The following is a 26,054-nucleotide window of genomic DNA, read 5'->3' on the forward strand; positions in this document are numbered from 1 at the left end:
TGAAACCAAATTTGATTCCGAGGAATCTGTTTTACTTCTCTTTAAAAAAGGGAAGATAAAACGTTTTGATATTCATCAACGAGTGCCCACACAGATTGATAGGTTTAAATTATTAAAGAGCTTCTCTTCGTTGTGACTTACATCACTTCGGAAGAGGCGGCCATTCTAGCGATTTAATTCTCAGTGTCAAACACTTATTTGGAATTAATTCCTACTTTCTAAAAGTAGAAGCGAATTATCGCTTAAAGCTAGTTGCCTTACTAACATTCTGTGCTGAAGCCTTGTGGCGTCTGCCGTGTCAGTGAGGCGGCATTATAGAGATATTCCTCACATTGGCAAGTGTTTATTAAAGAAAAATGTAAAAATAACGGTTAGATGACGAATAAACACTCAAAGCCTTATTTGTGCAAGTTTAACTACAAAGTACTTACAGAATAACCACAGACTTATCCACAATTGCTCTAATTTTCACCCTAGAAAACAAAAAAGCTGCCTTATGGCAGCTTTTTAAATGGCAATGAGTCTAAATCCCAGAGCCATATTGCTCTCCATCGTCTTCATGGAGACCACATTCTCGTTTTAGACCATTAAAACGGGTTTCTTCTTCAGTCATACCCGGTTCCCATTTCTTAGTAGTATGAGTATCTCCAACAGAAAGGTACCCCTGCTCACGAAGTGGGTGATAACTGAGACCATGCTCTTCTAAGTAATAATGAACATCTTTATTTGTCCAATCAATTACTGGCAAGAACTTAAACACACCATTTTGGATAGATAAGATAGGCAAGTTTGCACGCGATTGAGATTGCTCTCTTCTCAACCCAGAAAACCATGTCCCAGCCTCGAGCTCATCCAACGCTCTTCTCATCGGTTCAACTTTATTAAGCTTGTTGTACTTCTCTATCCCTTCTAGACCTTGCTCCCACAATTTCCCATATTGCGCTTCTTGCCAATTGGGGCTCTGTTGGGCGCGAAAGACTTGAAGGTTTAGAGTCAACTTCTGACTTAACTCATCAATAAAGCGATAGGTCTCCGGAAATAGATACCCTGTGTCAGTCAAAATAACCGGAATATCTGGTTTTGCTTGGGTCACTAGGTGCAACATCAATGCTGCTTGGATTCCGAAACTAGAAGACACAACATGTGTCCCTTCTAAATTATCTAAAGCCCACTTAACTCTTTCTAATGCGGTTAGCTGCTCTAACTCTGCGTTGATTTGTCCAAGACGAAGTATTTGCTCCGTCTTAGTCAATGCGAGTAGCTCTGCTAACTTCAGTTTTGAAGCGACAGAATTATGCATGCAGATCCCTCTTTGAAATTATCACCTCTTCGATGATGCCAGCTCGGATTGTAAAATCACCGAACCCTTCATTGTCGTTACGTTCCGTAGCCCAACGTCCCACCAGCGAATCAATCTCTTCTAAGATCTGAGCTGATGTGATGTTCTCTTTATACATCTTAGGGATACGAGTTCCGGCCTTGTTGCCACCTAGGTGCATGTTGTAACGCCCCGGAGCCTTACCCACTAAACCAAGTTCAGCCAACATTGCACGACCACAACCGTTTGGACAACCTGTGATTCGAAGGATGATGTTATCTTCTTCTGGTAATCCATGTTTTTTCAGAATGTCTTCAACATCCGTTACAAACTCAGGAAGAAAGCGCTCAGCTTCTGCCATTGCTAAAGGACATGTTGGGAAAGCCACACACGCCATTGAGTTTTTACGTTGCTCTGAAACAGCATCATCCATCAAGCCATATTGACGCGCCAGTTTTTCAATCTTGGCCTTTTGGCTCTTAGGTACACCTGCAACAATTAGGTTTTGGTTCGCTGTCATGCGGAAGTCACCTTTGTGGATCTTCGCTATTTCAGCAACACCTGTTTTCAGAGCTTTACCCGGAAAATCAAGTAAACGACCATTCTCGATGAATAACGCCAAGTGGTGCTTACCATCAATGCCTTCCGCCCAACCAATGCGATCACCACGGCCAGTAAACTCATAAGGACGGCTTTCAGAAAATTCTACGCCTGCACGCTTTTCTACTTCTGCTTTGAATACATCAATACCAACACGGTCTAGTGTGTATTTGGTTTTTGCATTCTTACGGTTTGAACGGTTACCCCAGTCACGCTGAGTCGTTACCACCGCCGCTGCTACATCTAACGTTTTATCTAATGGCACAAAACCAAAGTCGTCAGCTTTACGTGCATAAGTAGAGGTATCACCATGTGTCATAGCAAGACCGCCACCGACTAACACATTAAAGCCCACCAGCTTTCCGTCTTCAGCAATAGCAACAAAGTTAAGATCGTTAGCATGGACGTCCACATCATTTTGCGGAGGAATGACAACCGTCGTCTTGAACTTACGCGGTAGGTAGTTGCTACCAAGGATAGGTTCTTCATCCGTTGTTTCTAGTTTTTCACCATCTAACCAGATTTCTGCATAAGCACGAGTCTTCGGTAATAGATGTTCACTGATCTTTTTCGCCCACTCGTAAGCTTCTTGATGAAGTTCAGATTCAACCGGGTTTGTCGTACATAGAACATTTCGGTTTACATCACCCGCTGTCGCAATTGAATCAATGCCAATGCTATTTAGCGTTTGGTGCATCAACTTAATGTTCGGCTTCAAGACACCGTGGAACTGAAACGTTTGACGAGTTGTTAGACGAATTGAACCGTAAGAGGTACTTTCGTCTGCGAACTTATCAATCGCCAACCACTGCTTAGGGGTAATGATGCCACCAGGCATACGAGCACGAAGCATGACGTTATGTAACGGTTCGAGCTTTTGTTTGGTACGTTCGTTACGAATATCACGGTCGTCTTGTTGATACATACCGTGGAAACGAATCAACTGAAAGTTATCAGCAGTAAAGCCACCTGTTATGCGGTCTTGGAGATCTTGTTCAATCGTACCGCGTAGGTTATTACTTTCACGCTTAAGACGCTCATTGTCAGCCAAAGGTCCAAGTACTTGACCTAGCACTTCTTGCTCTATTACTTGCTTGCTCATTAGTACACATCCCTTTGGTAACGTTTCGCTTTACGTAAATCATTAATATATTGTTCAGCTTGCTCGCGGCTCTGGTTGCCATGCTTTTCCGCTATCGAAACTAACGCTTCATGAACATCTTTAGCCATTCGAGTCGCATCGCCACAGACATAGAGGTACGCGCCCTCTTGCAGCCATTGCCACACCTGCTCTGCTTGTTCGATTAAACGGTCCTGAACATAAACCTTTTCTTTTTGGTCACGGCTAAAGGCAACATCGAGCTTAGTTAGCGCGCCAGACTTGAGGTACTTTTGCCATTCAACTTGGTATAAGAAATCTTGAGTAAAGGTACGGTCACCAAAGAACAACCAGCTTTTGCCTTCAGCATCATTGTTTTCACGCTCTTGAACAAAACTGCGGAACGGTGCGATACCGGTACCCGGGCCGACCATGATGATTGGTGTATTGTCGTCTTGTGGTAATTTGAAGTTATTGTTGTTCTCAACAAACACCTTCACTTCACCACCCTCTTCAAGACGTTGAGCTAAGAAGCTAGAAGCTCCGCCTAAACGAGACTCTTCGCCTTTTTGGTATTCAACCAAACCAACCGTCAAGTGAACTTCTTCATCTACTTCTGCTTGGCTTGATGCAATAGAATAGAGACGCGGTGTCAGCTTACGTAACAAGCCAATTAACTCATCAGCCGATAGCTTAGTTTTCTTCTCAGCTAAAACATCGACAACTTGAGTATTACCCGCGTATTCACGAAGCTTGTCTTTATCTTCCACCAGCTTGATTAACTTCTTGCTGCCCGATAACTCAGCAAACTTAGTCACAAGTTGAGGGTTTGAAGTGGTAATCTCAAATTTACTCACTAGCGCACTATGGATAGATAGATTCTCACCATCGACATCGACACTTTCGATACCCGATAACCCAACCTTAGAAAGAATCTGATTTGCGAGTTCTGAACTGTTTTCATACCATACGCCTAGCGCATCGCCGGGTTGGTAGGTAATGCCCGACTCATCAAGATCAATCTCGATATGACGAACATCTTTACCCGAGTCACGACCCGTGATCTTTTGACTGGTTAATAGTGTCGCTGTATATGGATTTTGTTTGGTGTATTGCGAATGACCGGCAGCTGCTTGGCCTACTGGTAACTGAACGATATCAGCCTCGGCACCTGTCGATAGCGTTTCTTGAACTTGTGATAACGCTTTAGCGCGCCATTCCGTTGCTGACTCTTCGTAATCAACATCACAATCAAGGCGATCGACAAACGATTTCGCACCAAGCTTAGCGAGGAAGTTATCGAAGTCTTTAGCCGTTTGGCAGAAGAACTCATAGCTTGAGTCACCTAAACCAATCACACCGTATTGTAGGTTTGATAATTTTGGCGCTTTCTTCGATTGTAGGAATTCATGCAACTCAATAGCGTTATCAGGGGCTTCGCCCTCACCATTGGTTGAAGCCACAAAAATGACGTGTGTCTCTTTGGCTAGGTTCTTACCTTTATAATCACTCGCATCGAAAAGCTCGACGGTGATACCTAAGGCTTTTGCTTCTGCCTCTAGCGATTCAGCGACGCCTTTCGCATTACCGGTTTGAGAAGCGAAGATAATGCTGAGCTTACCCGCTGGCTTAGCCGCTACTGCAGCGGCCGCTTGAGCGATTGGCGCAGCAGCACCGACAGGCTGAGCTTGGCTCACTCCCCAAAGGTAACCACTGACCCATGCCAGTTGCTGTGAAGACAGTTCAGAAACAGTTTGCTGAAGATGACCCAATTGTTGGTCATTAAGTGGTGCTGCTAGCCCAGGTAACTCATTAGCCCCAGACTGTGCATTATTATTTTGTGAAGACTCTTTCTTATTTAAAGACATGGTCACGACATCCCTAATCATTGCGTGACGATAGATTAACCACTCCTTTTAATAACAAGAAAGAATAGAAAAGTATGTTTTATAACTTTTTGGAAGTAAAAACCGATTGAAACGCAAATTGACTTACTGGTTTTCAATACGCACTTGCTGAAAGCCAACCGCCATTGCCGATTTAGATGCTAGGTCTAAATCCGCGTAATGGCACTCTTCACCATGAACATCAGTAAGCAGAACAAAGCCACCTCCCATATGGCGAAACTCCACAACCCAAGACCCTTCTTGAATTGAGGGCTCTATGATAGCTTCAACTAACAGGTTTTCTCTATATAAATTTCGTAATTCATTGAGTGTCATATTCCATCCCTTGCTTTGACCTCACTACATAGACCTTATAAGAATAGACGCAAATTGGCTCTCTGTATTAAGGATGGTCGAAAGTGATGAATGTGCTAACTAATTCCAGAAAGATATATACTCAAGTAACCAATAGATATAAAAAACGCCACTTAATAAAGTGGCGTTCTTAAAATTCGCTCTAAATTTGCTTTATATGGCCTAGAAGCGCACTTCAGCACCAGCAAACCAGCCATCGACCATAACAAAGCTCTTACCTAGTTCTGAGCTAAAGAACTCATCCGAATCTAAATCGATAACACGGTAACCACCACGCAGGGCAATTTCAGATTCTGATACAGGGATTCGGTACTGAACACCCGCCATCAAGTCAGTGCTCTTAATACCACTGCTATCACCGAACTCCATCGTACCAATGATATCGAAGTTGGTGTCCGGCACATTGATCTCTGCGTTACCGTAGAAGCTCCACGTGAACTCATCAAACGTCGATGTTTTCGCACCTGTTGCTTTTGGTTCAATGTAATTCGAGTTTGAGTATTGAGTAAACGTCACACCCGCATCGAAGTTCATCAGCTTGTGATCTAACAACGTGTAATAGAAGGTGTAATCGTACTTATCGAAAGCCAATGAATCTGCATCAACAGAAGTATAGCGAAAGCTAGCGTTTGGTAGCATCGGGGCATTATGCTCAAATGCGAAATACAACGAAGGTGAGTTAGAGTCATCATCTTGTCTAACTTCGTTTAGCTTTGTACTTCCCCACCACATATCGGCACCGACTTTAGCCGTGTAAGAAAACTCTTCTTCAGCAGACACTGCCGAGCTTAAAGATAGCATTCCCACTAAAGCAATTAATGGCATTTTATTCATTTGAGATAGCTCCAATTCCATATCGTTGTGCTAATTGTATGCACATTCATAGATTATTGGGGAAAATTCTACCACACATCTTAAATTCTAAAACGATAAACCGCTGACGAGTAAAGATTTGACGGCACGATGACCTTAGTAACGTCTCTGGTTAGAACTGTGTACAAAATTTTTGAAAAACCACACACCGATTGCAATCACGATCAACCAAGGCAGTAACTTAAACACGACGCCCATCATACCTAAGACCAACATGACTAATAACGCCACTCCGGTTGCAGCCAATACCGTCATAAACGTAATACCAGTGACAAGTAGAGTCGCAACGAAAATAAGAACAAATATTAATTCAAACATAATGGTCTCCCTAATGAGTTAATGACCTATCTTTCCTACTTTCTAACATTGCAGCTTCCATACCAAGTATGCCAACCCTATAAAATCCTTATTTATCAGATAAATAAAAAGCCACACATCTTCATGCGTGGCTTTTCGGAAACTTATAGTGGTAAATTTAACCTCTAGTGGCGAATTTAGCCTTAAGTTTTTAACTTAGAGGGAGCTTAAACATTTAGCTCTTTAGGGATCTTAGCCAATGCTGTTTGCATCACTTCAATACCTGCACCTTTCTTATGTGCGTTTTCACTGATGTAGCGACGCCATTGTCTTGCGCCCGGCATGCTTTGGAACAAACCAAGCATATGACGAGAGATGTGTCCTAAGCTTGCACCATTTGAAAGCTCACGCTCAATGTACGGGTACATTTCTTCAACCACTTGTGAGCGCTTCTTAATTGGCGTGTCTAAACCAAAGATCTGCTGATCAACTTCAGCCAAGATAAACGGGCTATGGTAAGCCTCACGACCGATCATCACACCATCAAGGTGTTGCAAGTGCTCTTTAGTTTGCTCAAGAGTAGTAACGCCACCATTCACGGCAATCACCAGATCAGAGAAATCTTTCTTGATTTGGTATGCACGATCGTAATCTAGCGGTGGGATCTCACGGTTCTCTTTCGGGCTAAGGCCACTCAACCACGCTTTACGCGCGTGAATAGTAAATTGTTCACAGCCGCCTTTTTCAGAAACCGTCGAAACAAACTTAGTTAAGAACTCATAAGAGTCTTGGTCGTCGATACCAATACGCGTTTTCACGGTAATTGGAATATCAGTGACTTCTTTCATCGCCGACACACAATCTGCCACCAGCTCAGGCTCAGCCATTAGGCAAGCACCAAAGCGACCGTTCTGAACTCGGTCTGAAGGGCAACCGACATTAAGGTTGATTTCATCATAACCACGCTCACCAGCAAGCTTGGCACACGCCGCCAAATCAACCGGGTTTGAACCACCGAGTTGAAGTGCAAGAGGATGTTCTTGCTCGTTATATTCTAGGAAGTCGCCCTTACCATGTAAGATCGCGCCCGTTGTTACCATTTCCGTGTACAGAAGAGTCTGCTGAGAAAGCAAACGGTGAAAGTAACGACAGTGGCGGTCAGTCCAATCGAGCATGGGTGCAACGGATAAGCGGTTAGCCGCGTATTTACTAGTATTGTCAGGTTTCATAAGGTGTTACTCGAAATCTATACACTGTATATATATACAGCAATTTGCTAGAGTTGCCCCAAACTCACCCTTTCAGTACGCATATAGTACGTATCGATGGAGTAGGACGAATGGCATCATTTAGCATTAAAAAAAGAACACTAAAAAGCGGTGAATCACGCTTCACAGTGGACATTGTAGTCAAAAAGAATTCGGCGATTATACACAGGGAATCGAAAACATTCAGGAAAAAAGAACTCGCTAGAACCTATGCAAACAAGCGGGTTCTTGAGCTAGAAAACCCTGACGAATCCGGACAGAAATCCGTACCGCTGTACGTACTTCTGGACAAGTTTATGGAAGAGCCTGATTTATGGGATAAAACAGGGCGAACGAAGCAATACGTTATCAAGCTTCTTCGAGACTGCGACATATCCAAGGTTGAAAGCGACAAGCTAAGAACTAGCGATTTAATCCAACACTGTAAAAACCGGAAAGGTGGAGGAGCTGGCGGTGCAACGGTCTATCACGATGTTGCTTACCTCCGTTCTGTAATGAAAAAGTCTAAGCCTGTCTTCAACGTCGACACCAATCACCAGATATTTGATGAAGCCGTACCCGTCCTGATTGATATGGGATTAGTCGGCAAGAGTCAGAAACGAACACGTCGCCCAACGTCTGAAGAACTAAAACTCTTAAAGCTTGGATTAGAACAACGTGAATCTTTCCGGCCAAACGGCACAACTCGAACCCCATTCACCGACATTCTTGAGTTCAGCATTCTTACTTGTATGCGAATAGGTGAAGTCTGCAAGCTGCGTTGGGAAGACCTCAACCAAGAACATAAAACGATACTCGTCAGAGACAGAAAAGACCCAAGGAAGAAAGAAGGCAATCACATGATAGTGCCCTTGCTTGGTGAATCATTTGAGATCGCACTAAAACAACCGAACAAAGGCGAGCTTATTTTCCCGTACAACTCACGAAGTGTTAGCGCAGGCTTTCAACGAGTTAGAAACGAGTTAGGTATTGAAGACTTGAGGTACCACGATTTACGCAGAGAGGGAGCAAGTCGGTTGTTTGAGAAAGGCTACTCTATTGAAGAAGTAGCGCAGGTTACAGGACATAGGAATTTAAATATCTTATGGCAGGTTTACACTCAGCTGTTTCCGCATAAATTACATACAAAACATCTAAAGTAAGGTTGATTTCACTTTGTTATCTTACGGTAAAATAACGTACAAATTAGTTGACTTTTTATCCTATGCAGACGAGAATCCATTTTGTACGGAGAGTGACCGTACAAAATTTTATTCATAAAATAGTTAACCAAATAGATAATATTCCATTTAGGTATATACATATAGTTGGAGTTTCCGCTGCGCGTTAAGGCGCAAGGAGTAAAAGATGAGTGCATTAAAAAAAGAGAGAGTTGAATTTCGCCTATCTGAAAGTGAAAAAAGCGCTTTAGAAGAAGCAGCGCTACTTTCAAATACTACAGTTAGTAAATTTGTATCAGAAACAACAGTAGCTAGAGCTCAAGAAGTTATTAGCGAGAGAAAAAGGTTACAAATACAAGCAAAGCAATGGGATTCTGTCATGGAAGCGTTAGAAAATCCTGCAGACCCTACAGAGCTGATGCAAGAAATTATCGGAATGTCATTGGAGGAAACTTGGACGGTAAAGATCAAAAATTAGAAGTCGAACGCTTTGATCCTGAAGCAACGTATGATTTTACGCAATTTGATTGTGGTGTGTGTTCGTTAAATGAATATTTAACGAAGAACTTAGCTAAAGAACACGAACGAAGGGTTTCAATCCCGCACCTATGTGTCACACAAGGTGAAGAAGGACAACCGAAAAGAGTTGTCGGTTATTTCACTTTAGCTAGCAGTTCGTTTGAAAAGAAACACATATCAAACAAAGAAAGACGTAAATTCCCCTATAGTTCAGTTCCTTGCATACTGCTAAGTAAAATAGCAGTATGTAAGTCTGTTCAAGGGCAGGGTCTAGGCAAGTGGCTTCTTGGTCGAGCAATCCGTCAAGCATTCCTTTCCTCAAGAGATGTAGGTGTATACGCATTATTTCTTCATGCCAGAGAAGGGCGAGAAGAGTTCTATATAAAAGCGGGGATGATCCGCTCAAAAGAACAACCTAATATGTTTATCTACTCTTTGAAGCAATATGAGAACAGTTTGAAGAAAAAACTGCTAAATTCATAAGCTTAATTAACTTCTCAGATAAGCGACCTATAATAAGGTCGCTTTTTCATGCTTGTAATCATGTTGAAGTTCAAACTTTATTTTGTTCTTTCAAGCCGAATTAATCTCTCATCCATCTTTTCCATCATCAGGCGCAGCCACTTCACATCTGTTTTGAGTGTGATACCTACACCTACACCTACACCGCTAGATAAGGCACTGACCACAGCGATTATTAGTGTTTGATACTCAGCCATTACTTAAACTCATTGCGTAGGGTTTCCCATAGGCCAAATACTATTGGAGCACTTGCGCCAATAATGCCACCGAATTGAACACCGTCTGCCGATACGCTCGCGGTGATAAGTTCAGGGTGACCAGCTACCAAAGCAGCTCCCGCGCCAAGTAACGCTAAACCCTTTTTAGTGGAAGGAGCAGATCATTTTCTTCTGTTCACTTTCTATGACGCGGACTTAAATAACCAACTTTTCAAGTTCGATTCGGTGAGAGGCTTTTCCTTTACTGTGCTTTACCCATAAACGCTTTGGTTGGTATCCATTGGCACGGACCTCAACATCATAATTACCCTCTGGCAATCGCATACCGGCTTGGTACCTAGGCTTAATATTCATTATTCGAACCTTAAAACCCGGTTGGTTCTGTGCATTTGAATTGATGTACATAGGAAACTCCGTTTGGGCTTCATTATTGTTTTTAGCTGAACTCACCGGTTCGCTCTCAGCACGCTGAGTTAAATAACGAGCAAAAACACCATCCAACTCCGCTACCGAATGCTCCAAAGAGGCAGAAAACCCATCAGTAATACGCATACTTTTGTCTATTTGAGCGCCAAGTGGATGAATCAACGGTTGAGTATGTATCACCCAACGAACGGCATAAGAAGCCGACGGAGATAGTGTGTCACTGACTTGCTCTAAGAAAAAGCCAATCGTTGAGTCCGTTTGAGTGTACTTGGATGAAAATACATTCACAGGCACAACAAGAATAACGAATATGACGATAAACGAGCTGCCTATATTCAGAGCCTTGCTCTTCAAGTTCGGTGCTGGCTGTGGTTTATGGTAATTCATCAACACGATAAATTTTCCTGGCAGCTTAAACACCGTTAGGACAACGAGAAATAGCGATAGTCCCATTGATATTGGCGGCACAATGATAGAACGCAATGCCGCTTTGCCTTGTTCAGCATAAGGGCCATCATCAGCAAACTGAGCGCGTGACGCCTCAATATAACCTAGCCAATAATCTCTCTCACGCCTCACATTTGGAACAATAACCTGTTGGTAAAATTGCTTATTATTCCACGTCGCCATCATGGGCTCGACGTAATAACGTTCGCCCATACGATTCTTTATTTGTTGCTGAACTTCGGCTACTTTTTGAAAATCATTCCAAGATAAGTTCGGTTCAATGTCGTAACCCCGCTGCTTTGCCTCGGCATGCCAACGAGCTTTGGTGTCCTTCATAACTTTGTTTCTGACTGCATTTTTAAACACGCTAATTTGGTTTATTTGCCAATTGGAGTCTAAATGGATCCCCTTTCGATGAACTTGAGTACGAACCTTACTTGCTGTTGTAGAGTGGGAGCGAAACTCCGACATAGAGTCGATTCCCATAGGATAACCGGTCTCTTTTAAGAACTGTTTTTGCCACACTGCCAGTATTCGTGGTGTGTAATGAGCGACACTATTGGTATACGTTTTATCTTGAATGGCTTCTCCAGCTTGCCCTGTCGCCTGCTCAATACCGGCTTGGATAACTGATAAGCCTAGAGAACCGAATGCTTCCCCCCAAGATGTTTCACCTTTCGTTCGTCGAAAGGTTTTCTCTAACCAATAATCCATCGGTTGGTGGGGAATCGAGTTATCTTTTAATAAGCGTTCATAGCGATCTTCAATGCGGCTGATACAATTGGCTCTTGAGCTTCCTTTGCGTTTATAACAGCGTTCTTTATCATCAAATAGGTCAAAAATAGGTTGTGCAACTCTTTGTGCTCTCGCCTCTGCTCTCGTTAAATAGGCCTTACTCGCCTGTTGATAATCACGATACCCCGTCGCGACGGTCGACTCGACCTCTTCCCACGCTTGATTGGCCTTTTGATGGCGAGACTCTACCGTCTGATTATACGCACCAACATGTTTTTGATATTGATGCCACGATTGCTGAACTTCACTCCGTAATACTTTATAGTTCGCATAGTGCTCATCGAAATTGGCGTTTGCTCGATTTTGAATATAACGATCCAAAATTTGAACTTTCTTATCATCAATATGACTTAAGAATGCATCATTGCTGTAAACCAACCCACCGATCAAAGCGAGAAAAGTCATTTCTGACGACTCGGTACTCGCCTCTGAGTTATAAGGGATCCCTTCGATATTAATCGCATTCATCGCTAAACTAGATCGCAGTACAGAGGAAAAGAAAGCCTCCTGTCTCTGCTTTGCACTACTCGGTTCAATCAACCATTTATCTATTACCGCCTTTTGACCAAAAAAAACCGTTGGCCAAACCAAAGCTGTAATCACGACCAACGATGAAATAGCGCGAAACTTCGTCGTGGTCAGCCATCCTTTAAGTAGAAAATCCGCAACAATTAAAGTCACCCCGATCCCTGAGATGGTTCGGCCAAATAGCTCCGTTTTATGTAATTGAGCATCACTAACATCGATTCCACCCGCAATTTCAACCAACTTGGCGTTGAAAGCGACTTCAGGAAAAAGATAAAGAAGTGAACAAAAAAACAACAAAACAGCCAACCATTTCGGCTTCTTATTATTTGTGGTTATTACGTCCTGGCTAGGAACTGGTTTCATCTTAACGCTTCCATAATTTGTCTATCCCTGTTCTCATCAAACATCATTTTTCTGTCGGCATCGAAATGCTGATCGCATCGTTACTTAAATTTAAATCTTCATCTTGAATATCAAACAGCACTGCTGGCTTCGCGCTCTGCGTTGTTTGCGTTCTTTTTTTCACACCTTTCACGCTAGCAGGCTTGGAATATGACACACTCCTAATGAGACCTCGGTTAGTGATGTAATGGCCATCTTTGAGGTAATCTATTTGTTCATAGAGTCGGTGAAAATCAGCGTCATTGGGTAGGCCAGCAACGGTTTCGCCTGCTAACGTTGTGGGTTGGTAGCCATTTGATTGAACGACAAGCTGTGGAGCAAGCTGCTGACAAATAGAGAACTTACTGGTATCCATGATCGCCTCATCTGGCAGAGGTCGACCTGCCTTAGCTAACGAGACCAATTGATCTTGGTGGTAATCCGTTCCGTTAATCGTATAAGTCACCACCTTCATGCCTTGCGCTTTCGCACGGCTGTAAATTGTCGCATATTGTCGGTAACTTCTTATATCAACATGTAATCCACTATTGGGGCCAAGTATTCGTTTTACCGTTTTAGCGGAATGTTTGGGCTTATGCTTACGATAACGCCCCTCCATAGCAAAGGCGCGATCGATATTCTTTTTATTTTTCTGATAATAATCATCAGAACCCATGCCTCGTTTTGCATCCCGCTTAAACTGAGCAACCGACGCCGAATGAGGCTCCCATACATACCCAAGATAAACACTTGAATTGATTTCCCGCATTTTTTTCAGAACGTCCATATCCATTGATGAATAAAAATAGTTTCTATAGGGGAGACTTTGTCTGGCCATTTCGTCGAGTTTAAACAAATCTTCCATGGAGCCATCTGATGTTTTTATTTCAATATTAAGGGGTTGTTCAATCGTTGCGTAATGGTACCAATCATTCACGGCTTCATTGAAATAAGCGGGACGATACCCATCTAATGTTCCGTCAGGGCTCCTTCCACTCAGAGAGTTCCACTCACTACTCTTCATACGACTCACGCGATATCGCTTACCATCACTACGAGCGGTTGCTCTTCCTGTTTCTATGTCGTGATGTACAACCCAATCTTTATCACGCGTCAGCATCACATCAATTTCTGCTCCATCAAAACCACTTACCGCCGCCATTTGAATCGCATTACGAGAGTTTTCAGCATAATTAGAGCTGCCACGGTGGGCGATAACATCAATAGGGCACTGTCCTTTGATGTAAGAGATATCCCCTCCCATGGTTTGATAAAGATTGCGCGATTTTAACGCCAACTGCATATCACGAAACATTTCTCGCCCCTCTGCTGAGTTATGATTCGAGATTAGTTTTGCATCTGCAGGTAATCCAAGCCCTCGCTCCAAGGTTGGTTGTGGTGGTGTTACTTTATCTGTAGATGAACATCCCTGAATAAGAGCAATAGTAGTGACAAGCAGCCCTCTTGAAAGCGTGGTTACACGTGAAGGTGGTGAAAACATGAGATCCTTATCCGTTGGTAGCTTATATGTGACATAACTGGGTTTCACACGCTGAGCACGACAAAGTCGGCCTCCAAGCACGGAGACCGCAAAGTGCTAATATATGATGACTCCAACCATTGATTTCGATTGTTGATATGTTGTTGGAGTGGACGTATTTAATGGTTCAATTTGATTGAAAGCAAAGGCTCAAAAACTCATAAATACAAATCATGATTACATTATTTCATCAAATAATAATTGAATAAGCCCTTGTTCATCTGGGATGTCATACCCCTTTCGACATGGATAAGCCAAACCATCTGTGAAGTTCAAAAACGAAAAGCTATTGTCTATGCTTTCGCTCCCCTCTTCATCCTGCCATGGTTCAATAGTACTGTTCTGTTTAGTCACGATATAACCACACGAATTGACAGGCATCTCGGTCTTACGATTTAAGACTATCTTATGATTGGAATTATTGCAGTGATTTACTCGAATCTTACCGGCTAACGCTAGATATATCGCCCCTGCGGCGCCCAAAAGCAAAGTATGGCCGATAACTTTACCTGTCGCACTCGCTACGGCGATTCCAACATTAGCAGTCGCACTCGCGATGCTTTGACCTCGGTTTCCATAACGGTCTGTAGAATACACGTAATCCACGCTATGTTTTCTTTCAACGCGAGCACGTTGTCTGACAGGAGTATGGTTTATGTACTCTTGACCACCAAAAGCATCAAAGTTGTGTATTAATACCGGAACACAATGATAAGTTTCTCCATTCCAGTTCACTACACGAGCCTTCATTTGCCATGGATAATACTCTTCATCTAAATATTTCTTACATAAAGCTGGTAACAAATGGCTAAGTAACGCTGTGTTGTGATCGCTCTGCGCCATGTTGTACAGTCCTTGCGTTATTGATCGGGCCTGCTCTTGATCTCCTGATCTTGCGGCAACGATAAAGAGAATGACCTCGCCCCAAAAAGTATCGTTGATCAAGTAGTCAACCGGCAAATTATCGATTTCGATTAAAGCTCGTGGAACATCTTCATCGGACAAAGCCTCCAATACTGCAGACAAGTGATGCACGCGATCTTGAGGCTTTGCAATAGGTTCGTAATATGCGTCCCATCGTTCAACAAAGGTCTTCCAACGCATTATTTTTTTAAACTCCTCAGTTACTCCTTCCGTGGTGAGTAACTTAGGTTCAATATATTTTGCAATGTGCTTTTTATGACCGTCTCGCTTTTTCATCGCCTTTGTGTAAATTTTGCTATCAGACTTGAATAAGTGCAGTGCTAAACCATAGCTTTCATACCATTCACCAAGGTTAAGATGACTACTTTCTAATGAAGCTTTAGCCAAAGCGTCAAAATGCTTTTTCATTTTATTCCCTTCCAATTTGACGACTTAAATAAAGATAAAGGCGATGACTAAAATAATAGCTGCGGCTATAGCCAGTTTGATGTATAGCTCATTTTTTTTAACTCTTGGTTCTTCCACTTCTTCAAGCTTATCCCTCATGGCCTTAAAGTCATCCAAACGTTGTTGATAACGTTTTTCTCTTTGATTATAGATGGACAACAGTTTCAGAAATGATTCTTTGTTTACTTGCTCCACAGCTTAACTCCAAGAATTTGAAATTAAAGACTAAAACTCCAATACACCATGACAAGCTCATGTTGACAGGAGGGGTCAATAGTCTTCTTCTAGTCTATATTAGGCATCGACTTTAGCGAATAAGGAACAATATGCGATAAGAAATGTGATTTAAAACAGCACATTATTGTAAGAAAAATTAATTGAGCTAAATTGAACTCAAATGAAGATGTCATATCAACTTTACCTCATACTTTTTTATAAACCCATTCACCAGATCTCTAATTCAACCTCATTAATCAGTTATGCCTTGAGTCACACTGTCATTTTGAGTTACCTTGTCTTATTCAAAGTCGTGGGTCACAATACGCTCTGTACCTGACTTTAATAGAAATCATTGGCTCCCAAAACGTAGTAACCTAGAAATAAGGTTTGATTAGGGATGTCCGATTGAATGGTGAAAAATTTGGACCACACATTAATAGAGCAAGTTGAAGGGATATGCGCATCGCGAGGCGTTAGATTAACACCTCAAAGAAAGCGAGTGTTTGAGCTCATTTTCTCTAATAAAAAAGCCTCCAGTGCTTATGAATTATTAGAGCAGTTGAAAGTCAGTGAACCGCAAGCCAAGCCACCTACTGTTTATCGCGCTTTGGATTTCTTGCTGGAACAAGGTTTCATTCACCGAGTTGAGTCAACCAATAGCTTTATATGCTGCTGTTCTTGCAATGCCCATAAACATTTCTCTCAACTACTGATCTGCGATAAATGTGGCACAGTGGTAGAACTGCAAGACGATGCGCTTGTTACTCTACTCGCTAGTAACGCTGAGAAGCACGGTTTCCAATTGACAAATCAAGTCATTGAATCGCATGGCATTTGCCAAACTTGCTCCTCCGATATGAAAGAATAAGATTATAGAAGAACATTATGCGCGCTGAATTTGTAAACCCGTTTTTAGCTTCTTTGATGAACGTATTAAAAACGATGGCTTCTCTAGAATTAAAGCCACAAAAACCAAGAGTTAAGAAAGATGAGATCGCTCGTGGTGATGTATCCGGCCTAATTGGCATGGTGGGTACACAATCTCGTGGTTCAATGTCGATCACCTTCGATGAAGGTCTCGCTCTTGAAATCATGGAAAACATGCTAGGTGAACGCCCAAACGGCTTGAACGAAGAAGTCACTGATATGGTCGGTGAAATCACCAACATGGTGACTGGCGGTGCGAAACGTATTCTTGCGGAAAGCGGTTTTGACTTCGATATGGCAACACCAATCGTGGTTTCCGGTAAAGGTCATACGATTCGTCACAAGTGTGATGGGGCAATCATCATCATGCCTTTCTCATCTCAATGGGGTAATGCTTTCATCGAGATCTGTTTCGAATAACAGCTGTTTATTTCTAGCAGTACTGAGTATCAACTCAAAGAAGGTTGGCATCATGCCAGCCTTTTTTATTACCTGCGATTTAACCAATGCTTGCTATACAGATACAAAAGCGCCAACCCGAAGGTTGGCGTTTTTTTGGTGCTATCAACTCAATTAAGCTTTAAGCGCTTTAAATGCGTTGATTAGACCGTTAGTTGAGCTGTCGTGAGACGTTACTTGAGCATCGTCAGCAAGCTCTGGAAGAATTTGGTTTGCTAGTTGCTTACCAAGTTCTACACCCCATTGGTCGAAGCTGAAGATGTTCCAGATAACGCCTTGAACGAAGATCTTGTGCTCGTACATCGCGATTAGGTTACCTAAAGAGCGAGGGTTGATTTGCTTAACAAGAATAGAGTTCGTTGGACGGTTACCTTCAAATACTTTGAAAGGTACAAGCTCAGCCACTTCTTCAGCTGTTTTGCCAGCCGCTAGGAATTCAGCTTCCACTGTCTCTTTTGTCTTACCGAAAGCAAGCGCTTCAGTTTGAGCAAAGAAGTTAGACATTAGCTTCTGGTGGTGATCAGATGCTGGGTTGTGGCTGATAGCAGGAGCAATAAAGTCTGATGGGATCAGCTTAGTGCCTTGGTGAATCAGTTGGTAGAAAGCGTGCTGACCGTTTGTACCTGGTTCACCCCAGATGATAGGACCAGTTTGGTATTCTACTGGATTGCCGTCACGGTCTACAAACTTACCGTTTGATTCCATGTTGCCTTGCTGGAAGTAAGCTGCAAAACGGTGCATGTACTGGTCGTAAGGTAGAATTGCTTCTGACTCAGCGCCGTGGAAGTTGTTATACCAAATACCGATAAGCGCAAGGATTACTGGAATGTTGCTTTCAAACTCAGTTGAAGCAAAGTGGTTATCCATCTCGTGAGCACCTTCTAGTAGCTCAACGAAGTTATCGAAGCCAACAGATAGTGAGATAGAAAGACCGATTGCAGACCATAGTGAGTAACGACCACCAACCCAGTCCCAGAATTCGAACATGTTGTCAGTATCAATACCAAACTCAGCGACCGCAGTTGCGTTAGTTGATAGTGCTGCGAAGTGTTTAGCTACGTGTGCGTTGTCACCCGCTTCAGCCAAGAACCAATCACGTGCAGAGTGCGCGTTAGTCATTGTTTCTTGAGTCGTGAATGTTTTAGATGCCACTAAGAATAGCGTTGTTTCTGGGTTAAGAGGCTTAAGTGTCTCAACGATGTGAGTGCCATCTACGTTAGAAACGAAGTGCATGTTTAGGCGAGTTTTGTATGGCGTTAGTGCTTCAGTCACCATGTATGGACCAAGATCCGAACCGCCGATACCGATGTTTACAACATCAGTGATCTCTTTACCTGTGTAACCTTTCCACTCACCAGAAACGATGCGGTGTGTGAACAGTTCCATTTTTGCTAGTACAGCGTTAACTGCTGGCATTACGTCTTTGCCGTCAACCATTACTGGCTTGTCGCTACGGTTACGTAGAGCAGTGTGAAGTACTGAACGACCTTCAGTCTTGTTGATTGCATCACCACCGAACATTGCTTCGATTGCAGACTTAACTTCAGTCTCGTTCGCAAGAGCAAATAGGTGCTGCATAGTTTCAGCATCGATAAGGTTCTTAGAGTAATCCACTAAGATGTCAGAACCGAAACGAGTAGAAAAGCTCTCGAAACGCTTTGCATCTTGAGCAAACAGCTCTTTCATATCCATATCTTGAGCAGACTCAAAATGTGCCGTTAGAGCTTTCCACGCTTGTGTTTGCGTTGGGTTGATATTTTTCAACATGGTATCTATCCCGATGTTACTGTAGGTTTTATTCTAAACGTCACCTGGGTGATGAATAGAACCCCCGATTAGGCGAAAGTTTATATTTTTCTGTGATGACCAAACCGCGTCACCACTGAAAGATTCTTTGTAATTTTTTTTCACGACGTATTATGCCGCATATGAAGAGCTGTACCTTGAGATAAATCAGGATTAGATTTCCTGACAGAAGAATCGGTACAGACTCTAGCTCTAACATAATTAAATGTGAGCGATACCTGATAAATTCAAGTTCAAAAGATAGCGTTAAACCACTTTTTTTCCAAATACATTATAAAGGATGGCGTATGTGGATTCAGAAGACTATACACCTAAATGCACGAAAGCGTGGATTTCATCTCATTACTGATGAAATTGAACAACAGATACACGATATCAATTCTCTATCTGTTGGTTTATTACATCTTTTTATCCAACATACCTCTGCCAGCCTCACACTAAATGAGAACGCAGATCCTACCGTCCGTAACGATATGGAGTCGCACTTCAATAAGTTTGTCCCAGAGCGAGCGCCCTACTACAGACACACCTATGAAGGTGATGATGACATGCCTGCCCACATTAAAGCATCGACACTTGGCACCAGTGTGACAATACCAATTAGCAATGGTCGTTTAGCTTTAGGAACATGGCAGGGCATTTACTTAGGAGAGCACCGAGACTATGGTGGTAGCCGCACTGTAGTTGCTACGATTCAGGGAGAGTAGACTGCTTAAAAGCAAGATCTTCATAATAAAAACAATGCCTTCTTAATAAAAAAGAGTGGTGCATTTCCACGACCACTCTTATAAATACAGCGCTTGGCCTACTGTGGGCCAAATGCTTTAGAAAGGCTGGTTTATCATAACCCGAAAGGTCCCTTCATCACCGCCTCGCGCTAATTCCGCACGAACCACAATACCTTCCACTTGGAAACGAACCGCGCCGCCTAAGCTCCATTTCATGTCGGTATGAAGTGTTTTGATGTCATACTCATCAGCAACGCGCCCAACTTCAGCAAACGCCACCCATTGCCACCAAGGCAAATCGTAGTAGTTAATCAGTGGGATATCACCCAGTGGCTGCCAATCTGGAAGTACACGGTATTCTGCAGAGTAATGCACCGCCGAGCGTCCATGATAGCGACCTCCGGTGTAGCCTCGTAAGCGATACAAACCACCCAATCGAGCTTGCTCCGTTTCTGGTGGACGAGCGCAGTCTTGACCTGAGCAGTTATCCCAAGTGGGCGTATCAGCCGTATAGAAATCAAATGCCACGACTTGTTGATCGAATAAGTCCCCTAACGGACCTAAAGCAAAATACTGGCTGTTTTGGAAGGTCCACTTGAGCCACAAGTCATCATTAGACCAGCTTTCTGCTCCGGTGGTGAATTCTAAGTTAGTATGAGAGCCCTTGGTTGGGTTACGTGTGCTATCACGGTTATCCCAATCAAACGCCAAACTAAAGCCCGTCGCCTCTTCAGAATTGTTTAAGCCTTCTAACTCTCGGGAAATATAAAAAGGTGTAAAGACAATCGAGCTGACACCCGACTCAACGGGCGAAGCAAGGCTCACGTCTTTGATCGGTTGAAATGCCCCTAACAAGCCATATTCTGCAACATTGCCCCAAGGCAGCAGGTACTTAAACTCAAACTGATAGTTTTCTTCTAAGCCATCGGCAATGGTTTTGTCATCAATGGATGAATCATTATCGCCTTGAGAGCCAATGTAATACGGGTTGTCGTTGAAGCGAGCTTGATACATCTGAGTGCTGAACAGTACGCTCTCAGACAATGCAAAATTAAAGGCTGATAAGAAACCGACGTAGCTATCTTTATCTGAATAAAGTGCCATACCAAACAGAGCGGCTTGAGGTTGCCAAACCCCCTTTGCGACACCCGCAACCCCAAAGGTGTTACCCATGGTTTCGGTGCTGAAGTAGAAAGGGACAAAGGCTGAATCTTTTTCTTCACTCAAAGCAGAGGAAGAAAAGCTGACACCAAGTAGCGCCATCACTGACATCACTAAGTGTCGAGTCGTTCGCTTGAACATCATTTACTTTATAAGATCCATGATTACTTCACATACTCCATCGCAACACGCGAAGTCAGTTTAGTGACCAACTCGTAAGCGATAGTGCCAATATGTTCCGCCACTTCTTCTGAAGGTAAGTCTTTACCCCACAGAGTCGCTTCATCGCCGACTTTATCTGCCGCATCAGGGCCTAGATCAACCGTTAGCATGTCCATTGATACACGTCCTGCGATCGGTACTTTTCGACCGTTAACGAACACTGGAGTACCGTTAGGTGCAGTACGAGGATAACCATCACCGTAACCAATCGCGATAACACCAACCTTGGTATCACGTTCACTGGTCCAGTTTCCGCCATAACCCACACTTTCACCGGCTTTCACATCGCGAACGGCAATTAGGTGTGAGGTCAGGGTCATCACAGGCAAAAATCCAAGCTCTTGCGCTGATTTATCAACAAACGGAGAGACACCGTAAGATATGATTCCCGGACGAACCCAATCAAGGTGGCTGTCTGGCCAAGCGAGTAAACCCGCAGAGGCAGCAAGTGAACGCTCCCCTTCACAACCTTCAGTAAGCGACAAGAAAAGCTCTGTCTGTTCAACGGTGGTTGCTCTATCCAGTTCATCAGCACAACCGAAGTGGCTCATGTAACGTAGAGGTTTGGCAACATTCGCACATTGATGCAAACGCTCAACAAAGTTTTGGTATTGCTCAGGGCGAACACCTAATCGGTGCATACCACTGTCGACTTTTAGCCATACCACAACGGGTGTTTCCAAATCCGCATTCTCTAGCGCGCTTAATTGCTCTTCACAATGCACCACCGTTTGAATGTTATTGGTCACCAAGATTGGCAAATCGCCCGAAGAGTAAAATCCTTCCAGCAACAAAATAGGTTTAACAATGCCACCAGCACGAAGTTGTAACGCTTCTTCAATACGCGCCACACCAAAAGCATCAGAGCTTTTTGAATGCTTCGCTATATGCAGTAAGCCGTGTCCGTAGCCATTGGCTTTCACAACAGACATGACCTTGCACTGAGGAGCCTTCGACTTTATCTGGTTCAGGTTATGTTCGAGCGCGTTTAAGTCAATGCTCGCCGTCGCCGCTTTCATGTAAGTCATTAGCGATTACTCATCATCAAATGCAGGGCCTGCATAGTTATCAAATCGGGAGTGTTGGCCTTGGAACGTAAGACGAACAGAACCGATCGGACCGTTACGTTGCTTACCAAGGATGATCTCAGCAATGCCTTTCAAGGAACTATCTGGGTTATAAACCTCATCACGATAGATGAACATGATCAAATCGGCATCTTGCTCAATCGAACCTGATTCACGCAAATCCGAGTTTACTGGGCGCTTATCAGCACGTTGCTCTAGGGAACGGTTAAGCTGAGAAAGTGCCACAACCGGAACGTTGAGCTCTTTTGCTAACGCTTTCAATGAGCGAGAAATCTCGGCGATTTCAAGAGTACGGTTATCAGATAACGAAGGTACACGCATTAATTGAAGGTAATCTATCATGATCATAGAGATACCATCGTGTTCACGAGCGATACGTCGAGCACGAGAACGCACTTCTGTTGGCGTTAGACCCGAGCTGTCATCGATATACATATTCTTCTTATCCATAAGAATACCCATACTCGACGAGATACGAGCCCAATCTTCATCATCTAGCTGACCAGTACGAATCTTGGTTTGGTCTACGCGAGAAAGTGACGCAAGCATACGCATCATCAGCTGTTCGGCTGGCATCTCTAGCGAGAAGATTAAAACCGGTTTGTCTTGCTTCATCGCCGCGTTTTCACACAAGTTCATCGCAAATGTGGTTTTACCCATCGATGGACGAGCAGCAACAATAATTAAGTCAGAGCCTTGTAGACCTGCTGTTTTCTTGTTGAGGTCGTTGAAGCCAGTATCGACACCTGTCACACCATCTTGCGGCGTTTTGTATAGGATCTCGATACGTTCTAGCGTCTTCTCTAGAATGCTATCAACGTTTTGTGGACCTTCGTTTTCACTTGCACGGCCTTCGGCAATCGCGAAGACTTTACTTTCAGCAAGATCAACCAGCTCTTCCGATGTACGACCTTGAGGGTCATAACCAGAATCAGCAATCTCATTCGCGACACCAATCAGGCTACGAACAAGTGCACGTTGCGCTACGATATCCGCATACGCATTGATGTTTGCGGCACTTGGTGTGTTTTTCGCTAAGTCAGCAAGGTAAGCAAAGCCACCCACTTCTTCAAGTTGCTCACGCAGCTCTAAATGTTCAGAGAGTGTAATAAGATCCAGAGGAGAACTTTCTTCAAGGATATCCTTTACCGCTTCAAAGATCAGACGGTGAGGACGGCTATAAAAGTCTTTGGCCACAACCTTTTCGGCAACTGTATCCCAGCGTTCGTTATCTAATAACAAACCGCCAATAACAGATTGCTCAGCTTCTAATGAATGTGGCGGGACCTTGATGGCGTCCACCTGATCGTTGGCTGATTTCTGACTTTTGGTATCCACTATGACTACACTCAATAACTAATAATGATCGTTCATTATACCCAAGAACATCCGTTTGTAATCCGATCCTATGAGTTTGTTTTATTCTTCAGGAAGAATTTACCTATTGCTGACGGAATTAACCAAGGGTAGCATTACGATCCTGCCATTCACTCACTGTATAACTAGAGGTATGCGTGTCCAAATTATTGGCTCTGAGCACTGGTCTTCTAAGCACTGGTCTCCTGAGCGCTCCGATGGCCTTAGCTGATGATGCTAAAGACTCTGTTGATGCAATCCTCGACTCTATAGTAGTTTCAGAACCTACTTCTGAGCCGATCGTCGTTGCACCGACACCTGAAGAAAAAGATATGGATATCGCACCGAGTGATACAAGTGATACAAGTGATACAGAACTACCGAGCCCGCTAAAAACGGAAGTCGAATTTGGATATCAGTCGCATACTGGTAACTCTGATTCACGAGCGCTTAACGCACGCCTTAACGGTGAGTACACGGCTGGCCGTCATAGAACCAGTGGTGAATGGAAATACTACAACCTCTACAAAGATGGCGAAGAAGATAAAAGGCAATCGACTTACTCAGCTCAGAGTGACTACAAGTTAAGCCCTAAAACCTACCTTTACGGCAGTTTCAAAGGAGTCGACTCGAGATACAGTGCTTACTTTAAGGACTACACAATTTCGAGTGGTCTGGGTTACCAGTTTTCGAATACCGAAGAGTTTGTGTTGGAAGTCGAAGTGGGACCAGGTTTTCGTTACCAAGAACCGAACCTTGATGAGATTGATGATGATGACATCATCTTCCCAGAGATTGTTGAAGAGGCAATTTTCCGTGGCAACGTGAATACGTCATGGCAGGTGTTGAAGAATTTGCAGCTCAAGGCAGACGTGACGCTTGTCTCTGGTCACAGTAACCTAAAGTTTGATACTGAGTTAGAAGCCATCAACGATATTACTGACAATATCGCGCTGAAGATCGCTCACTCTCGCCAGTACCACGATAAAGTGCCTGAAGGCTTAAGCAAACAAGACTCTGTTCTATCGATCAACTTGCTCTTCCAGTTCTAATCTTAGGCCACCTCTAACCTTGAGAACAACTTGTTCAGCAATAACAGCTTATGGATCACCGTAAGCTTTTTACCTACTGTAGCCCTTCCTTGTACTTTCCTATATTCCAGACATAAAAAAACACCAGCCGAAGCTGGTGTTTAAAACTTTCAAAAGAAAGAATTCGTCTTGGTACTGAAATTACTCAGCTGCAACGATAGCGATTTTCGCAGTAGCAAAAACTTCAGAGTGAAGTTGGATGCTTACTTCGAATTCGCCGATGTTACGTAGAGCGCCTTCAGGTAGGCGTACTTCGCTCTTAGCTACTGCAACACCTGCCGCTGTAATAGCGTCAGCGATGTCACGAGTACCGATAGAACCGAATAGTTTACCTTCGTCACCAGCTTTAGAAGCGATTGTAACGCCTTCTAGAGTGTTAACGCTCTCTGCACGAGCTTCAGCAGCAGCTAGTTGCTCAGCAACTTTAGCTTCTAGTTCAGCACGACGAGTTTCGAACATAGCAACGTTGTCTTTAGTTGCCATAACTGCTTTACCCTGTGGGATAAGGAAGTTACGAGCGTAACCAGATTTAACGTTTACTTGGTCGCCAAGGCCACCTAGGTTACCGATCTTATCAAGTAGAATAACTTGCATTATCTTAGTCCTCTTAAACTATTATTAACTATTACCGATTACTGATGCTTGTCAGTGTACGGTAGTAGAGCTAGGTAACGAGAACGCTTGATAGCGCGAGCTAGTTGACGCTGGTACTTAGCGCTTGTACCAGTGATACGGCTAGGTACGATTTTACCAGCTTCAGTGATGTAGTTTTTAAGAGTTGCTACGTCTTTGTAGTCAATCTCTTGTACGCCTTCTGCAGTGAAACGGCAGAATTTACGACGACGGAAGAAACGAGCCATGGGCTATCTCCTGATCTTAAATTTAGTAAAGCGGTCTTTCACAATTATCGAAATAACTATCAATGACCTAAAACAAGTTGAGAATTTTTTAAGGCGTTAAGCCAAAAAAGAATTACTCAGCAGCTGCTTCTGGTTTAGCTTCTGTACGCTCTTCGCGACGAGGAGCACGCTCTGCACGCTCTTCTTTTTGCTTAAGCATAATAGATTGCTCAGTCACAGCGCCTTTAGTGCGCATGATCATGTTACGTAGAACTGCATCGTTGAAACGGAAAGCAGTTTCTAGCTCGTCAATCACTTCTTGACCAGCTTCAACGTTCATAAGAACGTAGTGAGCTTTGTGAAGCTTGTTGATTGGGTAAGCCATTTGACGACGACCCCAGTCTTCTAGACGGTGGATAGTACCGCCAGCTTCAGTGATAGAACCAGTGTAACGCTCGATCATGCCAGCAACTTGCTCGCTTTGATCAGGGTGAACCATGAATACGATTTCGTAATGACGCATTTGGTTGCTCCT

27 protein-coding genes are annotated in these 26,054 nt (G+C 43.4%); 7 read left to right on the forward strand and 20 right to left on the reverse strand.

Annotated features, from left to right (window positions below):
• Window positions 1-523 precede the first annotated feature (523 nt).
• The 7 genes from AB4307_RS10880 to dusA form a co-directional block, all read right to left on the reverse strand.
• Window positions 524-1,300 (reverse strand): phosphoadenylyl-sulfate reductase, encoded by a 777-nt coding sequence (locus AB4307_RS10880; RefSeq protein ID WP_171733430.1) that lies wholly within the window; start codon window positions 1,298-1,300, stop codon window positions 524-526.
• On the reverse strand, window positions 1,293-3,020 hold the full coding sequence (gene cysI / locus AB4307_RS10885; protein ID WP_017069028.1) for an assimilatory sulfite reductase (NADPH) hemoprotein subunit: 1,728 nt from the start codon (window positions 3,018-3,020) through the stop codon (window positions 1,293-1,295). The genes AB4307_RS10880 and cysI overlap by 8 nt, the downstream gene beginning before the upstream one ends.
• Window positions 3,020-4,885, reverse strand: coding sequence for an assimilatory sulfite reductase (NADPH) flavoprotein subunit (locus tag AB4307_RS10890; protein ID WP_372131881.1), 1,866 nt, complete (start codon window positions 4,883-4,885; stop codon window positions 3,020-3,022). Before AB4307_RS10890 ends, cysI begins: the two co-directional genes overlap by 1 nt.
• 123 nt (window positions 4,886-5,008) lie before the next feature.
• The gene (locus AB4307_RS10895) at window positions 5,009-5,239 is read right to left on the reverse strand and encodes a hypothetical protein (RefSeq protein ID WP_004735813.1); all 231 of its coding nucleotides are present in this window, start codon (window positions 5,237-5,239) and stop codon (window positions 5,009-5,011) included.
• 201 nt (window positions 5,240-5,440) lie between these two features.
• Complete coding sequence (locus tag AB4307_RS10900; RefSeq protein ID WP_017059951.1) at window positions 5,441-6,112, reverse strand: TIGR04219 family outer membrane beta-barrel protein; 672 nt, start codon at window positions 6,110-6,112, stop codon at window positions 5,441-5,443.
• A gap of 135 nt (window positions 6,113-6,247) precedes the next feature.
• Window positions 6,248-6,469 (reverse strand): envelope stress response protein PspG, encoded by a 222-nt coding sequence (pspG, locus tag AB4307_RS10905; protein ID WP_017059950.1) that lies wholly within the window; start codon window positions 6,467-6,469, stop codon window positions 6,248-6,250.
• Window positions 6,470-6,675: 206 nt separating this feature from the next.
• Entirely contained in the window at window positions 6,676-7,677 is a 1,002-nt protein-coding gene (dusA, locus tag AB4307_RS10910; protein ID WP_372131883.1) for a tRNA dihydrouridine(20/20a) synthase DusA, read from the reverse strand.
• A 110-nt stretch (window positions 7,678-7,787) separates the two neighbouring features.
• Here dusA and AB4307_RS10915 point away from each other — a divergent pair, with 110 nt between their 5' ends.
• From AB4307_RS10915 to AB4307_RS10925, 3 genes are all read left to right on the forward strand, one after another.
• Window positions 7,788-8,858 (forward strand): site-specific integrase, encoded by a 1,071-nt coding sequence (locus AB4307_RS10915; protein WP_372131885.1) that lies wholly within the window; start codon window positions 7,788-7,790, stop codon window positions 8,856-8,858.
• 205 nt (window positions 8,859-9,063) lie between these two features.
• A complete protein-coding gene (locus AB4307_RS10920; RefSeq protein ID WP_086050176.1) occupies window positions 9,064-9,354 on the forward strand; it encodes a type II toxin-antitoxin system TacA family antitoxin in 291 nt (96 codons plus the stop codon).
• Entirely contained in the window at window positions 9,330-9,878 is a 549-nt protein-coding gene (locus AB4307_RS10925) for a GNAT family N-acetyltransferase (protein ID WP_170963322.1), read from the forward strand. Before AB4307_RS10920 ends, AB4307_RS10925 begins: the two co-directional genes overlap by 25 nt.
• 77 nt (window positions 9,879-9,955) lie before the next feature.
• Here the strand turns inward: AB4307_RS10925 and AB4307_RS10930 are convergent, their stop codons facing one another.
• The 6 genes from AB4307_RS10930 to AB4307_RS10955 all read right to left on the reverse strand — a co-directional run bounded on the left by AB4307_RS10930 (window position 9,956) and on the right by AB4307_RS10955 (window position 15,818).
• Window positions 9,956-10,114 (reverse strand): hypothetical protein, encoded by a 159-nt coding sequence (locus AB4307_RS10930; protein ID WP_372104699.1) that lies wholly within the window; start codon window positions 10,112-10,114, stop codon window positions 9,956-9,958.
• Window positions 10,114-10,245 carry a hypothetical protein gene (locus AB4307_RS10935; protein WP_017059946.1) on the reverse strand — a complete coding sequence of 44 codons (132 nt, stop codon included), beginning with the start codon at window positions 10,243-10,245 and terminating at the stop codon, window positions 10,114-10,116. The genes AB4307_RS10930 and AB4307_RS10935 overlap by 1 nt, the downstream gene beginning before the upstream one ends.
• An 85-nt stretch (window positions 10,246-10,330) precedes the next feature.
• The gene (locus AB4307_RS10940) at window positions 10,331-12,694 is read right to left on the reverse strand and encodes a hypothetical protein (protein ID WP_372131887.1); all 2,364 of its coding nucleotides are present in this window, start codon (window positions 12,692-12,694) and stop codon (window positions 10,331-10,333) included.
• Window positions 12,695-12,737: 43 nt separating this feature from the next.
• Entirely contained in the window at window positions 12,738-14,213 is a 1,476-nt protein-coding gene (locus AB4307_RS10945; protein ID WP_017065767.1) for a glycerophosphodiester phosphodiesterase, read from the reverse strand.
• 216 nt (window positions 14,214-14,429) lie between these two features.
• On the reverse strand, window positions 14,430-15,584 hold the full coding sequence (locus tag AB4307_RS10950; protein WP_372131889.1) for a hypothetical protein: 1,155 nt from the start codon (window positions 15,582-15,584) through the stop codon (window positions 14,430-14,432).
• Between the two features lie 24 nt (window positions 15,585-15,608).
• Window positions 15,609-15,818 (reverse strand): hypothetical protein, encoded by a 210-nt coding sequence (locus tag AB4307_RS10955; protein WP_017059942.1) that lies wholly within the window; start codon window positions 15,816-15,818, stop codon window positions 15,609-15,611.
• Window positions 15,819-16,251: 433 nt separating this feature from the next.
• Between AB4307_RS10955 and zur the strand changes: the two genes are divergently transcribed.
• A complete protein-coding gene (gene zur, locus AB4307_RS10960; protein ID WP_010434215.1) occupies window positions 16,252-16,710 on the forward strand; it encodes a zinc uptake transcriptional repressor Zur in 459 nt (152 codons plus the stop codon).
• A gap of 17 nt (window positions 16,711-16,727) precedes the next feature.
• Window positions 16,728-17,189, forward strand: a complete 462-nt coding sequence (locus AB4307_RS10965; protein WP_017059940.1) for a chemotaxis protein CheX — start codon at window positions 16,728-16,730, stop codon at window positions 17,187-17,189.
• 153 nt (window positions 17,190-17,342) lie between these two features.
• On the opposite strand, the gene pgi is transcribed toward AB4307_RS10965, so the two are convergent.
• Window positions 17,343-18,995, reverse strand: a complete 1,653-nt coding sequence (gene pgi / locus AB4307_RS10970) for a glucose-6-phosphate isomerase (RefSeq protein WP_017071572.1) — start codon at window positions 18,993-18,995, stop codon at window positions 17,343-17,345.
• A 326-nt stretch (window positions 18,996-19,321) separates the two neighbouring features.
• Between pgi and AB4307_RS10975 the strand changes: the two genes are divergently transcribed.
• Window positions 19,322-19,741: a secondary thiamine-phosphate synthase enzyme YjbQ gene (locus AB4307_RS10975; protein WP_372131891.1), complete on the forward strand. Its 420-nt coding sequence runs from the start codon at window positions 19,322-19,324 to the stop codon at window positions 19,739-19,741.
• A 117-nt stretch (window positions 19,742-19,858) separates the two neighbouring features.
• Here AB4307_RS10975 and AB4307_RS10980 read toward each other — a convergent pair whose 3' ends face one another.
• The 3 genes from AB4307_RS10980 to AB4307_RS10990 are packed head-to-tail and all read right to left on the reverse strand — an operon-like array spanning window position 19,859 to window position 23,571.
• Window positions 19,859-21,064 (reverse strand): BamA/TamA family outer membrane protein, encoded by a 1,206-nt coding sequence (locus AB4307_RS10980; protein ID WP_372131897.1) that lies wholly within the window; start codon window positions 21,062-21,064, stop codon window positions 19,859-19,861.
• 23 nt (window positions 21,065-21,087) lie between these two features.
• On the reverse strand, window positions 21,088-22,173 hold the full coding sequence (gene alr, locus AB4307_RS10985; RefSeq protein ID WP_017065624.1) for an alanine racemase: 1,086 nt from the start codon (window positions 22,171-22,173) through the stop codon (window positions 21,088-21,090).
• 6 nt (window positions 22,174-22,179) lie between these two features.
• Window positions 22,180-23,571 carry a replicative DNA helicase gene (locus AB4307_RS10990; protein ID WP_016767560.1) on the reverse strand — a complete coding sequence of 464 codons (1,392 nt, stop codon included), beginning with the start codon at window positions 23,569-23,571 and terminating at the stop codon, window positions 22,180-22,182.
• A gap of 176 nt (window positions 23,572-23,747) precedes the next feature.
• On the opposite strand from AB4307_RS10990, the gene AB4307_RS10995 reads away from it, so the two are divergent.
• Window positions 23,748-24,641: a DUF481 domain-containing protein gene (locus AB4307_RS10995; protein WP_372131893.1), complete on the forward strand. Its 894-nt coding sequence runs from the start codon at window positions 23,748-23,750 to the stop codon at window positions 24,639-24,641.
• A 180-nt stretch (window positions 24,642-24,821) separates the two neighbouring features.
• Here the strand turns inward: AB4307_RS10995 and rplI are convergent, their stop codons facing one another.
• The 3 genes from rplI to rpsF all read right to left on the reverse strand — a co-directional run bounded on the left by rplI (window position 24,822) and on the right by rpsF (window position 26,042).
• Window positions 24,822-25,274 carry a 50S ribosomal protein L9 gene (gene rplI / locus AB4307_RS11000; RefSeq protein ID WP_010434182.1) on the reverse strand — a complete coding sequence of 151 codons (453 nt, stop codon included), beginning with the start codon at window positions 25,272-25,274 and terminating at the stop codon, window positions 24,822-24,824.
• Window positions 25,275-25,312: 38 nt separating this feature from the next.
• A complete protein-coding gene (gene rpsR / locus AB4307_RS11005) occupies window positions 25,313-25,540 on the reverse strand; it encodes a 30S ribosomal protein S18 (protein ID WP_000090472.1) in 228 nt (75 codons plus the stop codon).
• A 112-nt stretch (window positions 25,541-25,652) separates the two neighbouring features.
• Window positions 25,653-26,042, reverse strand: a complete 390-nt coding sequence (gene rpsF, locus AB4307_RS11010; RefSeq protein ID WP_004741278.1) for a 30S ribosomal protein S6 — start codon at window positions 26,040-26,042, stop codon at window positions 25,653-25,655.
• Window positions 26,043-26,054 lie beyond the last annotated feature (12 nt).

Source organism: Vibrio sp. 10N.261.52.C2 (genome assembly GCF_041471425.1).
In the GTDB taxonomy this organism is placed as follows: Bacteria; Pseudomonadota; Gammaproteobacteria; order Enterobacterales; family Vibrionaceae; genus Vibrio; species Vibrio crassostreae_C.

Coding starts and splice junctions, on each gene's coding strand:
- AB4307_RS10880 (WP_171733430.1), bottom strand. CDS start 1,300: ATGCATAATTCTGTCGCTTCAAAACTGAAGTTAGCAGAGCTACTCGCA.
- cysI (WP_017069028.1), bottom strand. CDS start 3,020: ATGAGCAAGCAAGTAATAGAGCAAGAAGTGCTAGGTCAAGTACTTGGA.
- AB4307_RS10890 (WP_372131881.1), bottom strand. CDS start 4,885: ATGTCTTTAAATAAGAAAGAGTCTTCACAAAATAATAATGCACAGTCT.
- AB4307_RS10895 (WP_004735813.1), bottom strand. CDS start 5,239: ATGACACTCAATGAATTACGAAATTTATATAGAGAAAACCTGTTAGTT.
- AB4307_RS10900 (WP_017059951.1), bottom strand. CDS start 6,112: ATGAATAAAATGCCATTAATTGCTTTAGTGGGAATGCTATCTTTAAGC.
- pspG (WP_017059950.1), bottom strand. CDS start 6,469: ATGTTTGAATTAATATTTGTTCTTATTTTCGTTGCGACTCTACTTGTC.
- dusA (WP_372131883.1), bottom strand. CDS start 7,677: ATGAAACCTGACAATACTAGTAAATACGCGGCTAACCGCTTATCCGTT.
- AB4307_RS10915 (WP_372131885.1), top strand. CDS start 7,788: ATGGCATCATTTAGCATTAAAAAAAGAACACTAAAAAGCGGTGAATCA.
- AB4307_RS10920 (WP_086050176.1), top strand. CDS start 9,064: ATGAGTGCATTAAAAAAAGAGAGAGTTGAATTTCGCCTATCTGAAAGT.
- AB4307_RS10930 (WP_372104699.1), bottom strand. CDS start 10,114: ATGGCTGAGTATCAAACACTAATAATCGCTGTGGTCAGTGCCTTATCT.
- AB4307_RS10940 (WP_372131887.1), bottom strand. CDS start 12,694: ATGAAACCAGTTCCTAGCCAGGACGTAATAACCACAAATAATAAGAAG.
- AB4307_RS10945 (WP_017065767.1), bottom strand. CDS start 14,213: ATGTTTTCACCACCTTCACGTGTAACCACGCTTTCAAGAGGGCTGCTT.
- AB4307_RS10950 (WP_372131889.1), bottom strand. CDS start 15,584: ATGAAAAAGCATTTTGACGCTTTGGCTAAAGCTTCATTAGAAAGTAGT.
- zur (WP_010434215.1), top strand. CDS start 16,252: ATGGTGAAAAATTTGGACCACACATTAATAGAGCAAGTTGAAGGGATA.
- AB4307_RS10965 (WP_017059940.1), top strand. CDS start 16,728: ATGCGCGCTGAATTTGTAAACCCGTTTTTAGCTTCTTTGATGAACGTA.
- pgi (WP_017071572.1), bottom strand. CDS start 18,995: ATGTTGAAAAATATCAACCCAACGCAAACACAAGCGTGGAAAGCTCTA.
- AB4307_RS10975 (WP_372131891.1), top strand. CDS start 19,322: ATGTGGATTCAGAAGACTATACACCTAAATGCACGAAAGCGTGGATTT.
- AB4307_RS10980 (WP_372131897.1), bottom strand. CDS start 21,064: ATGTTCAAGCGAACGACTCGACACTTAGTGATGTCAGTGATGGCGCTA.
- alr (WP_017065624.1), bottom strand. CDS start 22,173: ATGACTTACATGAAAGCGGCGACGGCGAGCATTGACTTAAACGCGCTC.
- rplI (WP_010434182.1), bottom strand. CDS start 25,274: ATGCAAGTTATTCTACTTGATAAGATCGGTAACCTAGGTGGCCTTGGC.
- rpsR (WP_000090472.1), bottom strand. CDS start 25,540: ATGGCTCGTTTCTTCCGTCGTCGTAAATTCTGCCGTTTCACTGCAGAA.
- rpsF (WP_004741278.1), bottom strand. CDS start 26,042: ATGCGTCATTACGAAATCGTATTCATGGTTCACCCTGATCAAAGCGAG.